Source organism: Martelella sp. FOR1707, assembly GCF_053484265.1.
Genome location: NZ_JBAKFP010000005.1, coordinates 254247 through 268625, shown reverse-complemented (window position 1 = coordinate 268625; position 14379 = coordinate 254247). Strand labels below are relative to the sequence as shown.

14 protein-coding genes are annotated in these 14379 nt (G+C 63.3%); 5 read left to right on the top strand and 9 right to left on the bottom strand.

All coding sequences use genetic code 11. The annotated features are described in order from the left end of the window. Positions 1-297 precede the first annotated feature (297 nt). Positions 298-1227, top strand: coding sequence for an IS110 family transposase (locus V6765_RS15520; protein ID WP_448430343.1), 930 nt, complete (start codon positions 298-300; stop codon positions 1225-1227). A gap of 82 nt (positions 1228-1309) precedes the next feature. On the opposite strand, the gene V6765_RS15515 is transcribed toward V6765_RS15520, so the two are convergent. The 9 genes from V6765_RS15515 to V6765_RS15475 form a co-directional block, all read right to left on the bottom strand. Next, positions 1310-1999: an ABC transporter ATP-binding protein gene (locus V6765_RS15515; protein WP_448430341.1), complete on the bottom strand. Its 690-nt coding sequence runs from the start codon at positions 1997-1999 to the stop codon at positions 1310-1312. After that, on the bottom strand, positions 1996-2745 hold the full coding sequence (locus V6765_RS15510; protein WP_448430339.1) for an ABC transporter ATP-binding protein: 750 nt from the start codon (positions 2743-2745) through the stop codon (positions 1996-1998). Before V6765_RS15510 ends, V6765_RS15515 begins: the two co-directional genes overlap by 4 nt. Beyond that, on the bottom strand, positions 2738-3733 hold the full coding sequence (locus V6765_RS15505) for a branched-chain amino acid ABC transporter permease (protein WP_448430337.1): 996 nt from the start codon (positions 3731-3733) through the stop codon (positions 2738-2740). The genes V6765_RS15510 and V6765_RS15505 overlap by 8 nt, the downstream gene beginning before the upstream one ends. Then, positions 3730-4644, bottom strand: a complete 915-nt coding sequence (locus V6765_RS15500; protein WP_448430335.1) for a branched-chain amino acid ABC transporter permease — start codon at positions 4642-4644, stop codon at positions 3730-3732. Before V6765_RS15500 ends, V6765_RS15505 begins: the two co-directional genes overlap by 4 nt. Positions 4645-4719: 75 nt before the next feature. Further along, entirely contained in the window at positions 4720-5871 is a 1152-nt protein-coding gene (locus V6765_RS15495; protein WP_448430333.1) for an ABC transporter substrate-binding protein, read from the bottom strand. Between the two features lie 397 nt (positions 5872-6268). Next, positions 6269-7147, bottom strand: a complete 879-nt coding sequence (locus V6765_RS15490) for an alpha/beta hydrolase (RefSeq protein ID WP_448430331.1) — start codon at positions 7145-7147, stop codon at positions 6269-6271. After that, positions 7144-7539 carry an acyl-CoA thioesterase gene (locus tag V6765_RS15485; RefSeq protein ID WP_448430329.1) on the bottom strand — a complete coding sequence of 132 codons (396 nt, stop codon included), beginning with the start codon at positions 7537-7539 and terminating at the stop codon, positions 7144-7146. Before V6765_RS15485 ends, V6765_RS15490 begins: the two co-directional genes overlap by 4 nt. A gap of 23 nt (positions 7540-7562) precedes the next feature. Then, positions 7563-9185, bottom strand: coding sequence for an AMP-binding protein (locus V6765_RS15480; protein WP_448430327.1), 1623 nt, complete (start codon positions 9183-9185; stop codon positions 7563-7565). Positions 9186-9234: 49 nt separating this feature from the next. Beyond that, entirely contained in the window at positions 9235-9648 is a 414-nt protein-coding gene (locus V6765_RS15475; RefSeq protein ID WP_448430325.1) for an acyl-CoA thioesterase, read from the bottom strand. Positions 9649-10108: 460 nt separating this feature from the next. On the opposite strand from V6765_RS15475, the gene V6765_RS15470 reads away from it, so the two are divergent. The 4 genes from V6765_RS15470 to V6765_RS15455 all read left to right on the top strand — a co-directional run bounded on the left by V6765_RS15470 (position 10109) and on the right by V6765_RS15455 (position 14150). Continuing rightward, complete coding sequence (locus V6765_RS15470) at positions 10109-12388, top strand: bifunctional salicylyl-CoA 5-hydroxylase/oxidoreductase (RefSeq protein ID WP_448430323.1); 2280 nt, start codon at positions 10109-10111, stop codon at positions 12386-12388. Continuing rightward, a complete protein-coding gene (locus V6765_RS15465) occupies positions 12385-13128 on the top strand; it encodes an SDR family NAD(P)-dependent oxidoreductase (RefSeq protein WP_448430321.1) in 744 nt (247 codons plus the stop codon). Before V6765_RS15470 ends, V6765_RS15465 begins: the two co-directional genes overlap by 4 nt. 68 nt (positions 13129-13196) lie before the next feature. Further along, positions 13197-13616, top strand: coding sequence for a RidA family protein (locus V6765_RS15460; RefSeq protein ID WP_448430319.1), 420 nt, complete (start codon positions 13197-13199; stop codon positions 13614-13616). A 72-nt stretch (positions 13617-13688) separates the two neighbouring features. Further along, positions 13689-14150: a MarR family winged helix-turn-helix transcriptional regulator gene (locus V6765_RS15455; protein WP_448430317.1), complete on the top strand. Its 462-nt coding sequence runs from the start codon at positions 13689-13691 to the stop codon at positions 14148-14150. Positions 14151-14379 lie beyond the last annotated feature (229 nt).

Below are 14379 nucleotides of genomic sequence, written 5' to 3'. Positions count from 1 at the left end.
TCCCGCTGGCGGGAGAGATGCCCCGCAAGGGGCAGTGAGGGTGGCGCGGCATTTCAAATTGCACGGACGTTCGCGTTGATATTCTCCCCCCTCACTGTCGCTTTCGCGACATCTTGTAACTTGAATTCCACCACGTGTGATATTGTTTCGCCCGCGGTGGCGGATGGAAAGCCGAACGGCATCCGGGACGCCAAGCCCGTGGGAGAGCAAGGGGTTCCATCCGCCGTTCCATCGAACCCGAACAGTCGCCAGGGCCGCTTGCGCAAGCAAAGTCCGTTTAAGCAAGGATGGGTGAAGATGGATATCGTGGTTGGAATCGATGTTTCGAAAGATCGTCTGGATGTGGCCGTGGCGCCGTCTGGCCTGGCGTTTGCGGTGGTCAACACACAAGCCGGGATTGACGAGCTGATAGCGCGCCTGCAGTCAGTCAAGGCCGACGTCGTTGCGCTGGAAGCGACGGGCGGTTTCGAGACGCCTGCTGTGGCGGGGCTGTCGTCAGCGGGGCTGCCCGTCATCGTGGTCAACGCGGCCCAGGTTCGCGCCTATGCCCACGCGATCGGCCGCAAAGCCAAGACAGATCTGATCGATGCGGGTTTGATCGCCGCCTTCGTAATGGCCACCAGACCCGCGCTTCGTCCGCTCGAGGACGCCGAGACGCAGGCGCTGTCGGCGCTGGTGGCGCGTCGTCGGCAGATCGTGCAGATGATCGTGGCCGAGGAAAACCGGGCACGCATGGCGCTGGCCAAAGAGACGCAAAAGAGCATCAGGCGTCTGCTGAGTGCGCTGCGGCACGAGCTGGAAAGCCTGGATGCCGATCTCGATGATCACATCCGCAAATCGCCACTGTGGCGGGTGCGCGAAGGCCTGCTGACCTCGGTGCCTGGGGTGGGACCTGCAACAGCCCGCACGCTCCTGGCCGAGATGCCCGAACTCGGTCGTCTCGACCGGCGGCAGATCGCCTCGCTTGCCGGCCTTGCGCCCTGGACACGACAATCGGGTTCTTGGAAAGGCAAGAGCTTCACCGGCGGCGGCAGGGGCAAGGTGCGCTCGGCGCTCTTCATGGCAGCGCTCGTGGCCAGCCGTCACAACCCCGTTCTCAAGGCCTTCCGTGAACGCCTCGTCGCCACCGGAAAACCCAAGATCGTCGCCATCGTGGCAACCATGCGAAAACTGCTCACCATCCTGAACGCCATAATCCGGGATCAAAAGCCATGGAAAAACGCTTGACCGCCAAGACAGTCGCTCTCCCCTCCGGGGCGAGAAGATTGGGGGGCTGTGCGGCAAGGTTTGTTGCGATTTGTCCGCCGCTCTAGACGCCGAGATACCGGTCCGTCAGCTCCGGCGTCAGCGCATTGATGCCGCCCTGCCAGACCGTTTCGCCGCGCTCGATGATCACCGCGCTGTCGGCGACGGAGACGATTTCCTTCAGCGACTTGTCGACCAGCAGGATCGAGAGACCCTCCGCCTTCAGGGCGCGAACGCCGGCCCAGATTTCCTGACGCACCACCGGGGCAAGGCCCTCGGTCGCCTCATCGAGGATCAGAAGGCGCGGATTGGTCATCAGCGCGCGGCCGATCGCCAGCATCTGCTGCTCGCCGCCCGAGAGCGTGGCCGAGGTCTGGCGCATGCGCTCCTTCAGCCGCGGAAACAAAGTCTGGACGCGTTCAATATCCCACGGCCCGGGACGGGCGGCGACGACCAGATTTTCGGCAACCGTCAGCGGCGCGAAACAGCGCCGCCCCTCCGGCACAAGGCCAACGCCGAGCTGGGCGACCTTCGGCGCGGAGACGCCCTTGAGGTCACTCCCGGCAAAGCTGAGACGGCCTCCCGAATGCTGCAACAACCGGCTGATACAGCGGATCGTGGTGGTCTTGCCCATGCCATTGCGCCCCATCAGGGCGACGACCTCGCCCTCGTCCATGGCAAGCGAGACGCCGAACAGCGCCTTGACCGCGCCATAGGCGGCCGTGACGTTTTCCAGTTCCAGAAGCCGGCTCATGCCTCTTCTCCGAGATAGGACCGGCGGACATCCGGGTTTGCGCGGATTTCGGCGACGCTGCCGGAGGCGATGATCTTGCCGTAGACCAGCACCGAAATGCGGTCGGCGAGCGCGAAGACGGCGTACATATCGTGCTCCACCAGCAGGATCGGAGCCTCGTGTTTCAGTTCCGCAAGCATGGCGGTCAGTTGCTGGCCGCCCTCCAGCCCCATGCCCGCCATCGGCTCGTCCAGCAGGAAGGCGCGCGGGCGCATTGCGAGCGCCATCGCGATCTCGAGCTTGCGGCGTTCGCCGTGGGAGAGCGCGGAGGCGATGACATTGGCGCGATCCTTCAACCCGGCTTCGGCGATATGAAACAGCGCCGGCTCGGTGAGCTTGCGGTCGGAAAGTGCCGGGATATGGAAGCGGAACACCCGGCCCGAGGCGCCTGCGACAGCGAGCATGACATTCTGCAGCACCGTGAAATCCGCAATCACCGAGGAGACCTGAAAGCTGCGCGCCAGACCCAACCGGGCCCGGGCGGCGGCATCGAGGTCGTCGATCACCTGCCCCTCGAACCGCATCGTGCCGTGATCGGGCCGGACCTCGCCGACGATCTGCTTGATGAGCGTCGACTTGCCGGCGCCGTTCGGCCCGATCAGCGCATGGATCTCGCCGGGCATCAGGGTGAGGCTGACATCGTCGGTGACGGTGAGCGCCCCATAGGCTTTGCGAAGGCCGGTGATTTCCAGGATCGGCTCATGCATCGCGGAACTTCCTCCCGGGCAGGTGGCGCGTAATCAGCCCGATCAGCCCGCCCGGCGAATAGATCACGATCACCAGAAGCAGCAGGCCGAGCAGCGCCTGCCAGTATTCGCTGACATCGCCGAGCAGATGCTCCAGCAGGATATAGATCGCAGCACCCGCGACCGGCCCGCACAGCCTGCCGACGCCGCCGAGGATAACAAACACCATGATTTCGCCCGACATGTGCCAGGAGAGCATAGCCGGGCTGACGAAGCGGTTGAGATCGGCATAGAGCGAACCGGCGAGCGCAACGATCATGCCCGAGAGCACGAAGGCGACCAAAAGCACGCCATAGGGCCTAATGCCGACGGCCATTGTGCGCTGGCGGTTCTGCCTTGCCGCCTGCAGCGCCAGGCCATAGCGCGACTGGGTGACGACGGCGGTGAAGAGCAGCGCGATCGCCAGAAGTACCGCGCAAATCGCAAAATACTGGATCGGGTCAAAGGTGTTCATGCCCGGAAAATTGTTGCGGACATAAAAGCTCAACCCGTCCTCGCCGCCATAGCGCGGCCAGCTCACGGCGAAATAATAGACCATCTGGGCGAAGGCGAGCGTGACCATGATGAAATAGACGCCGGTGGTGCGAAGCGACAGCGCGCCGATGGCAAGCGCCAGCAGACCGCCCGCCACCATCGCCATCGGCCAGATGCCGAGCATGTCGTTGCTGCCGGCGAGCGTGAAGGGGAAGGTCAGCACCGGCGTGCCCGACATCGCATGGCTTGCCAGAATGCCGGTGACATAGCCGCCAATGCCGAAGAAGGCGGCATGGCCGAGCGAGACCAGCCCGCCATAGCCGAGCGCGAGATTGAGCCCGACGCCGGCGAGCGCGAAGATCGCCGCCTTGGTGGCAAGCGTCACGGCAAAGCCGTTGCCCATCAGATGCGCGCCGATGGCGAATGCGATGAGGGCAACGAAGATTGCGAGATTGATGATGGTTTCGCGGGTCATGCTTTCGCCTCGAACAGGCCCTGCGGGCGGATCACCAGAACCACGGCCATCAGGATATAGATCAGCATCGATGCGACGGTGGCGGCCATGGCATTGGCGCCCGAACCGCCGCCAAGTGCGGCAAACAGGCCCGGCAGCAGCGCCTTGCCGAGCGTATCGGTCATGCCGACCAGAAGCGCGCCGATCAGCGCGCCCTTGATCGAGCCGATGCCGCCGATGACGACGACCACGAAGGCGAGGATCAGCACCGGCTCGCCCATGCCGACCTGCACCGACTGGATGGAGCCGACCAGCGCGCCGGCAAAGCCGGCAAGTGCTGCACCGAGCGCGAAAACGATGGTGTAGAGCTTCGCGATATCAACGCCGAGGGCTGCAATCATCTCGCGGTCGGCCTCGCCGGCGCGAATGCGGATGCCGAGACGCGTGCGGCCGATCAAGAGCCAGAGGCCGATGGCAACCGCCGCACCGAAGAGAATAATCACCAGCCGGAACATCGGATATTGCAGCCCGCCCGGCAGCGTGACCGCGCCCGACAGGAGCTCCGGCAGGTTGAGATAGAGCGGGAACGAGCCGAAGACCCAGCGCGTGCCTTCGGAAAACACCAGGATCAGCGCGAAGGTCGCCAGAACCTGATCCAGATGATCGCGGCCATAGAGCTTGCGGATCACGCCGACCTCGATCAGCGCGCCGACGCCGGCGGAAACCAGCAGGCTTGCGGCAAGGCCGAGCCAGTAGTGCCCCGTTGCCGCAGCCACGAAGGCGCAGGCAAAGGCGCCGATCATGAACAGCGAACCATGGGCAAGATTGATGAGCCCCATGACCCCGAACACCAGCGTCAGGCCGGCTGCCATCAAAAACAGCATCATGCCGTATTGCAGGCCGTTCAAAGCCTGCTCGACCAAGAGCGACACACGCTCCTCCTTCGCGAAAAATGAAGACGCCGTCCGACGCTTGAACGCCGGACGGCATGCGGTCTGGAAAAGACCTTACATCTTGCACTCGGCGGCGTAGGCGTCGGCGTGATCGGTCATCACGGTGCCGACAAGCTTGTTGGTCAGCACGCCATTGTCATCAACCACTTCGCGGATCACGAAATCCTGGATCGGATGCTGGTTCGGGCCGAACTTGAAATTGCCGCGCACGCTGTCGAAATCGGCTGCGGCAAGCGCCTTTTGGAAGGCATCGGCGTCGGTGACGTCCGCTGCGGCGATCGCCGACAATAGCAGATTGCCGGTGTCATAAGCCTGGGCCGCATAGAGCGAGGGCAGACGGCCATATTCGGCCTCGAAACCTTCAACGAAAGCCTTGTTGGCCTCATTGTCGAGGTCCGGCGACCAGTCGGAGGTGTTCTTGACGCCGATCGCGGCTTCGCCCATGGCCGGCAGAATATCCTGGCTGAAGCTGAAGGCCGGGCCGATCAGCGGCTTGTCGACGCCGGATTCGGCATATTGCTTCATGAAGGAAATGCCCATGCCGCCGGGCAGGAAGAAGAACACCGCATCGGCGTCGCTGTCGCGGATCTGGGCGATCTCGGAGGCGTAATCGGTGGCGCCAAGCTGGGTGTAGACTTCGCTGACCACCTCGCCGTCATAGAAGCGCTTGAAGCCGGTGAGCGAATCCTTGCCCGCCGGATAGTTGGGGGCCATGATGAAGATCTTCTCGATGCCTTCCTGGCTTGCATAGGCGCCGGCAGCCTCGTGAAGATTGTCGTTCTGGTAGCTGACCGCAAAATATTTCGGGTTGCAGCCCGCACCCGCGAGCTGCGAGGGCGCGGCGTTGGTCGAAAGATAGAACTTGCCTTGCGCCACCGCTGACGGCACCACCGCCATCGCGAGGTTCGACCAGACGATGCCGGTCAGCACGTCGACCTTGTCGGACTGGATCATCTTGTCGGCGATCTGGACGGCGACGTCCGGCTTCTGCTGGTCGTCCTCGACCACGACCTCGACCTCGGAAGCGGCATCGCCCGCCTGTTTCAGCGCCAGCATGAAGCCGTCGCGGCTGTCGACGCCGAGCGACGCGCCGCCGCCCGAAAGCGTGGTGATGACGCCGACCTTGACCGGATCAGCATGCGCAACGCCGGCAGCGCCGATCGCGAGCGCCATGACGCCGCCTTTCAGGAAAGTGCTGAGTTTCATAGATGTCCCCTATCTGTTGTTTGCGATTCCTGCGGAATTCGTCTTCGGCCTCAGGCAACGCCCCTCGTGCCCACGCGGGCAGTCTAGTCTAAGCATGTCGCCATGATAAGCCGTTGAAGTGTAACCTGACATAATTCAATTTTTACATCAAACTTAAAATAGTTTTCGGATGCATTTTAGGTATTGGGGGAGGCGCTTCTGGCGCTGGATAGGCTTTCGTCCGGCGTGATCTGCATTGGCTCATCGGCTCGCGCTGCTGAACCTCCCGCTGCCCCAAGCCTTCCCACTCTCGGCGTCATCCTCGGGTCAAGCCCGAGGATGACGCTGAGGGGATGAGAGGAAGAACCAGACGGAGAGCCAGAAAATACTTTAATATTAAACTTATTGCCAGCTTGACTCACGCAACGCCGATCTGCTCCAGCACCATTTTCCCGAACGGATGGTGCGGATTGGCCATGGCGTCGAGGATCGAATAGTGGTGATGACCGGGAACGTCGAGCAGGAGGCAGTCGCCGCCCGACGCTTCGATATGGTCGCAATAGAGCAGGCTCTGGCGATGGAATTCATCGCTTTCGAGCGCGCCGATGGCAGCGATCACCGGCGGGACTTTCGCCGGCAGCGGGTGATCGACGGGACTGTTGCGGCGGACGGCCTCCGCATCCATGCCGAGATCGTCATTGAGGCTCGTCAGCCGGATCGGCTCAAGGTCAAAAAGTCCACTCACCGCCGTCACGCCCTTGATCGGAAAGCCGGAGACCGAGCCAAGCCCGGACCAGTCGGCGGCAAGCAGCATGCCCGCGATCTGGCCGCCGGCCGAATGCCCGGAGATGAACACCCGCGCCTCATCGCCGCCGAAGGAGGCGGCGTTGCGCCAGACCCATTCGAACGAGCGGCGGCATTGTTCGGAAATCGTGTCCATGGTGACGGCGGGGCATAGCCCGTAATCGGGAAACACCACGGTGACGCCGCGCTCGACAAACGGGCGCGCGAGAAACCGGTACCAGGACTTGTCGGTCGAGCGCCAGTAGCCGCCATGATAGAACACCAGCACCGGGGCCGGCCCGCCATCGAGCGCGGGGAAGATGTCGAGCCGCTCGGCAGCGCTTTCGCCATAGGCGACATCGAGCTGGCAGGGCAGGTCTTCCGCAGCCTTCGCGCTCTGTTCCTGCCAGCGCTTCGCATAAGCGGCAAAGGCGGGAACGGCGTCGCGGGCGATATATTGCGCATTCAGCCCGGCTGCGTCATAGCGTCGAAAGGCGTCGCGGTCGGCGTTCATGCCGCCGGCTCCAGGGCCGCCTCAAGCTTCGCCCGGATTGCTTCCGGCCAGGGTTGCGGGCGGCCGCTGTCGTTGATGAACACGAGGCGCGCCTTGGTCTCGAACCGCTTCTCGTCACCGCACCATGCCGTCATCCGATAGGTGAACGAGGTGCGGCCGACATGTTCGACGTCAAGCGCGATCACCAGATGATCGCCATGCAGGCTGGGCGCCGTGAAGCGGGTCTCGATCGCCGCCGTCGGCACGCCCTCGCGCCCGATGAAATCCTCGAACGGCCATTCCAGAACCTCGGAAAAGAAAGTCTCGACGCAGTCGTTCATCATCTCGAAATAGCGGGGGAAGAACACGATCCCCGCCGGATCGCAATGTTTGAACAGGACTTTCTGCTTCATTTCAAAGGTCATGCGACGGCCTTTCAGGACTGCAACCGGAACCGCTGGATCTTGCCCGTGGAGGTCTTCGGCAGCGCCTCCACGAATTTGATGCTGCGCGGGTATTTATAAGGCGCAATCGTCGCCTTGACATAGTCCTGAAGCTCTTTCACCAGCAAATCGCTCGGCGCATGGCCGGCGGCGAGCACGATATGGGCCTCGACGATCTGGCCGCGATCCTCGTTCGGCGCGCCGATGACGCCGCATTCCGATACCGCTTCATGGCGCAGAAGCGCCGCCTCCACTTCCGGACCGGCGATATTGTAGCCGGCAGACACGATCATGTCGTCATTGCGGGCGGCGAAGTGAAAGTAACCGTCCTCGTCATGCACGAAGGTGTCGCCGGTGATGTTCCAGCCATCCTGGACATATTCGTTCTGGCGTTCGCCCTTGAGATAGCGGCAGCCGGCGGGTCCGCGCACGGCAAGCCGGCCCATCGTGCCGCGCGTCGCCTCCGTGCCGTCCTCGGCCAGCACCTTCGCCTCATAGCCGCCGACGGGCCGGCCGGTGCAAGCGGGGCGATGGTCGTCAAACCGGTTGGTGATGAAGATATGGAGCATTTCGGTGGAGCCAATGCCGTCCAGCATCGGCTTGCCGGTCTTTTCCATCCACGCCTCATAGACCGGCGCCGGCAGGGTTTCGCCGGCGGAGACGGCGGCCCTGAGGCTCGAAAGGTCGGCCCCGTGATCCATCGCCTGCAGCATCACCCGATAGGCCGTCGGCGCGGTAAAGCAGACGGTGGCGCGGTATTTCTCGATGATCTCGATCATGTTGGCCGGCGAGGCGACCTCGAGCAGCGTCGCCGCAGCACCAAAGCGCAGCGGAAACACGGCAAGCCCGCCAAGCCCGAAGGTGAAGGCGAGCGGCGGCGAGCCGATGAACACATCCTCCGGCGTCACGTTCAGCACTTCCTTCGCGTAACCATCGGCGATGATCAGCAGATCGCGGTGAAAATGCATCGTCGCCTTCGGGTCGCCGGTCGAGCCAGAGGTGAAACCCAGCAGCGCCACATCATCCTGCGCAGTATCGACGGCATCGAACTGCACGGATTTTTCCAGCGCCAGCCGGTCCAGCTCGGCGTCGTGATTGGCGGTGCCGTCGAAACCGATCACCTTTTTCAGGAAGCGGCTTTCCTTGGCGCAGGCGACAAGCTCCTCCATCAGCCGCGTATCGCAGAGCGCGAATTCGATCTCGGCCTTGTCGACATATTTGGCAAGCTCGCCGGCCCTCAGCATCGGCATGGTGTTGACCACCACCGCGCCGGCCTTGGTGGCCGCCAGCCAGCAGGCGACCATGGCGGGATTGTTGGCCGAGCGGATCAGCACCCGGTTGCCCGGCTTGACGCCAAGATCGTCGACCAGCACATGGGCGAGCCGGTTGGTCCAGTCGGCCATCTCCTTGTAGGTGCGCCGCCTGCCATTGCCGATCAGCGCAACCCGGTCGCCATATCCCTTGGCGACCATCGCATCGGTCAGTTCGACGGCTGCATTCAGCCGATCGGGATAGTCGAAGCCATCGAGCAGAAGATCGGGCCACGCCTCAAACGGAGGCAGGTTGTCGCGGGCGAAACTGTCGGTATGGCCGGTGGGCCGGAGGTGCTGAGGCATGGTCTGTTCCCGTTGTTTTTATGAGTGAACGCTGCCTGCTTCTTGTCTGTCAGGCCGGCGGATCCATATAGGTCTCCAGCCCGGCGCGGACATCGTCCGGCCATGGCCGCGACCTGTGATCCTCGGTGGAGGTGAGCACGATGCGCTGGCGCACGGACCAGATCACATCGCCCCTGACGCGGGCGAAGGTTTCGAGATCGAGCGAGGAATTGCCGATGCGCCGCACATGCATGGAAAAATCCAGCACATCGCCGAAGCGCGCAGGCTTCTCGAACGCAATATCCATCTTCAAGACCGGCATGCCGAGATTGCGCTCCAGCATCATCTCCTCCCAGGAAACGCCGAAGGAGGCAAACATGGCGCGGTTGACTTCCACCAGCATGGAGAAATAGGCCGGGTGATAGGCGATCCCGGTGAGATCGCAGTCGCCGAAGCGCAGGGCCTGAGAGGTTTCAAACGGCAATGACGGGCTCCCTTGTTATTGTGGCTGATATTGGCCGCGTTTTCCGGTTATATGGGAACCATAGAGGAGACGGATTATTAGTTCAATATTGAAATATTGCCTCGTCCCTCTCTCTCCGCGCCTCGCCCATAACTCAGCGTCATCCTCGGGCTTGACCCGAGGATCCAACCACGGATGTCGCGAGAAGCGTTGGCGGTCTTCACGGCGAGACCGCGTGCGATTGTCCTCGCCTGTCAACTCCTTTCGCGTCGCGATGTGCATGGATCCTCGGGCCAAGCCCGAGGATGACGCCCGTGGGGAGGAGGACGCGCCTGAACATGGGCAGCTTGCGATCAAACAGAGCTGCCTGACACCATCGCCGACCAAACCCGCGCTTGACACCACCCCCAAACCCAATTTATTTTAAATTCAAATTAATTTTCGCATCAAGCACCACACGCAGCGACAGGGGAAACCAGACATGAAAATCGCAGTTCTGGGCGGCGGGCCCTCGGGCCTTTATTTCGCGATCTCGATGAAGCTGCGCGACAGCGGTCACGACATCACCGTCTATGAGCGCAACCGCCATAACGACACGTTCGGCTGGGGCGTGGTGTTTTCCGACGAAACGCTGGAAAACTTCAAGGGCAACGACCCGGTCGTGGTCCAGTCGATCCGCGACAATTTCGCCTACTGGGACGATGTGAAGGTGGTGCGTGGCGAGGAAAGCATGACATCCTGCGGCCACGGCTTTTGCGGCATCGGCCGGATGCGGCTGCTGGTTCTGCTGCAGGAACGCGCCCGCGAGCTCGGCGTCAATCTGGAATTCGAAGCCGAGATCGATGACGCCGCCATCGAAAGACTGCGCGCCGAGAACGACCTCGTGATCGCCGCCGACGGGCTGAACTCGCGCACCCGCAAGCTTTACGAAGACAAGTTCCAGCCGTCGATCGACATGCGCCGCAATCACTTCGTCTGGCTCGGCACCAAACAGAAATTCGACGACGCCTTCACCTTCATTTTCGAGAAGACCGAAAAGGGCTGGATCTGGGCCCATGCCTACCAGTTCGACAACGATACCGCGACCTTCATCGTCGAATGCGGGCCGGAAGTGTTCGAGGCCTATGGCTTCGGCGAGATGAGCCAGCAGGAAAGCATCGCCACCTGCGAGGAGATCTTCGCCCGTCACCTGGACGGCCACAGCCTGATGACCAATGCCAACCACATTCGCGGTTCGGCCTGGATCCGTTTCCCGCGCGTTGTCTGCGAAAACTGGCATTTCGACAATGTCGTGCTGCTCGGCGACGCCTCGGCGACCGCGCATTTCTCGATCGGCTCCGGCAGCAAGCTCGGCATGGAAAGTGCAGCCGCCCTTGCCGACGAGCTGAATTCCGGCAAGCCGCTCGACAAGGCGCTGGACGATTACGAGGCCGAGCGCAAGCTGCAGGTGCTGCGCGTCACCTCGGCTGCCCGCAACTCCACCGAATGGTTCGAGGAGGTGGAGCGCTATCTCGATCTCGACATGATGCAGTTCAACTATTCGCTGCTGACTCGCTCGCAGCGCATCGGCCACGAAAACCTGCGGCTGCGCGATCCCGAATGGCTGGCGACGGCGGAAGCCTGGTTCCAGAAACAGGCCGGCAGCCAGTCGACGCGGCGGCCGATGTTCGCGCCGTTCAAACTGCGCGCCATGGAACTCAAGAACCGCGTCGTGGTCTCGCCGATGGCGCAGTACAAGGCCAAGGACAGCATGCCGACCGACTGGCATTTCGTCCACTACGCCGAGCGCGCCAAGGGTGGCGCGGGCCTCGTCTTCACCGAAATGCTCTGCGTTTCGCCGGAAGGTCGGATCACGCCCGGCTGCCCCTGCATCACCGATGAACAGGTGCCGCTCTGGAAGCGGCTGACCGACTTCGTCCACGCCGAGACCGAGGCAAAGATCTGCGCCCAGATCGGCCATGCCGGCCGCAAGGGTTCCACCCGGGTCGCCTGGGAGGGCATGGACATGCCGCTTGTCGACGGCAACTGGCCGCTGATTTCCGCTTCCCCAATTCCCTATACGCCCGAAAGCCAGACGCCGAAGGCGATGGACCGGGCCGACATGGACATGGTGCGCGACCAGTTCGTCGCCTCCGTGAAGGCCGCGGATGCGGCCGGGTTCGACATGGTGGAAATGCACGCCGCCCACGGCTATCTGCTCGCCTCCTTCATCTCGCCCGTCACCAACCGGCGCGAGGACGACTATGGCGGCAGCCTGGAAAACCGGATGCGCTTCCCGCTCGAAGTCTTCGCCGCCATGCGCGCGGCCTGGCCTGCCGAAAAGCCGATGACGGTGCGCATCTCCGCCCATGACTGGGTGGGCGAGGCAGGTGTCGAGCCCGACGAGGCGCTGAGGATCGCCGAAGCCTTCAAGGAAGCCGGCGCGGATGCCATCAATGTCTCCTCGGGCCAGACCACCAAGGACGAACAGCCGGTTTATGGCCGCATGTTCCAAGTGCCGTTCTCCGACCGGGTGCGCAATGATATCCACCTGCCGACCATGGTTGCCGGCAATATCTACGAGGCCGATCACGTCAACTCGATCCTGATGGCCGGCCGCGCCGACCTGGTGCTGCTCGCCCGCCCGCATCTGGCGGACCCCTACTGGACGCTGCACGCTGCCGTCGAACTCGGCGACACCGAACAGGCATGGCCCGCCCCCTATGAGGGCGGCCGCCGGCAGGCCAACACGCTTGCCGAACGCGCGAAGGCGATGTCATGACGCTTTCCGGCAAAAAGGCGCTGGTCACCGGCGGCGGCTCGGGCGTGGGCGCCGTGATTGCCCGCGCGCTGGCCAATGCCGGCGCCGAGGTGATCATTTGCGGGCGCAGGCGCGAACCGCTCGAAACGATTGCCGAAAGCCACACGGCGATCTCGGCGATGACCTGCGACATCACCGATGAAGCGCAGGTGACCGCGCTGTTTGCCGCCGCCGGGCCGCTCGATATCGTGGTCGCCAATGCCGGGGCATCCGAGAGCGCGCCGTTCGCCGCGACCACGCTTGAAAGCTTCAACGCGATGGTGGCCGTCAACCTGACCGGCACCTTCCTGACGCTGCGCGAGGGCGCGAAGGCGATGGCGGGGCGCAAGGGCCGGCTGATCGCGATCGCCTCCACCGCCGGGCTGAAGGGCTATGCCTATGTCGCGCCCTATGCGGCAGCAAAACATGGCGTCGTCGGGCTGGTCAGATCGGCGGCGCTCGAATATGCCCGCAAGGACATCACGGTCAACGCCATCTGCCCCGGCTTTCTCGACACCGAGATGACCGAGCGCTCGATCGCCCGGATCGTCGAGACCACGGGCCGCAGCGCCGAGGACGCGCGGGCTGCCCTTGAGGCCACCAATCCGATGAAGCGGCTGGTACCGCCGGAGGATGTGGCCGAGGCCGTGCTCTGGCTTGCCTCCGACGGGGCCGCCATGGTCACCGGACAGGCGATTTCGATCTCGGGGGGCGAGGTATGAACACGCCCTCCGCCCATCTACACACCGCGGAAAGACCGCCCATCAAGATCGTATTTGAAAGTTCAGGCATGACATCGTACTCGCAATCGCCGCACCAGTTTCTCGAACCCGCAGGCTGGGTCCCCGCCCGCGGCTACGCCAACGGCATGGCCGCCACGGGCCGGATGGTCTTCACCGGCGGTCTGGTGGGCTGGAATGCCCGGCAGGAATTCGAGCATGACGATCTCGTCGGCCAGTTCGAACAGACGCTGCGCAATATCGTCGCCGTGCTCGCCGAAGCCGGCGCCCGGCCGGAGCACGTCGTGCGGCTGACTTGGTACATCACCGACAAGCGCGAATATCTCGACAACCTCAAGGAGCTTGGCCTGGTCTACCGCAAGGTCATGGGCCGCCATTTCCCGGCCATGGCCGTGGTTCAGGTCGTCGCCCTGATGGAAGACGCGGCCAAGGTGGAGATCGAGGCGACTGCGGTGATCCCCGCCGGGTAAGACCTGCCGCAATCTGGTTGAGGTTTGAAGCAAATGCGGCTAGAGCGGTTACGGAAGCAGAGAGAATCCGCCATGACCGCCCATGAAATCAAAGACCCGGCCCTTGCCACCCAGCGCGTGCGCCTCTGGCTGCAGATGCTGAAGGCGGTGCGCCATGTGGAGGGCAATCTGCGCGAGCGGCTGCGCGAGAATTACGGCATGACGCTGCCGCGGTTCGATGTGATGGCAGCACTTCACGCGGCCCCCGAAGGGATGCGCATGAGCGAGCTTTCCAAACAGCTCGTGGTCTCCAACGGCAATGTCACCGGCGTGATCGAGAAACTGGTCGCCGACGGCCTTGTCGAGCGCGAGAACCAGGAGACCGACCGCCGCGCCTTTCTGGTGCGCATCACCGCCAAGGGCAAGGCGCTGATGGACGAGGCGACCGCTGTCCATCGCGGCTGGATCGACGAGATCTTCGCTGAAATCGCCGAACCGGACATCGCCCGCGCAATCTCGATCATGATGGATATCCGCCACAAGCCGCATTCGTGAGAGGTTGGCGGGCGTACAGCCGCTTACCCTTCATGATCGGATAGCCGCTGCCCTCACCCGGCGCATACGCGCCACCCTCTCCCCTGCGGGGAGAGGGGGAGCATGCTGCGTTTTCGGAGCAAGCGGCAAGGCAGAGCCGCGCCGTCTTCCCCTTCTCCCCGCCGGGGAGAAGGTGGCCGAAGGCCGGATGAGGGGAAGCAGCGCCTCCACGCATGGAGAGCATGCGCCG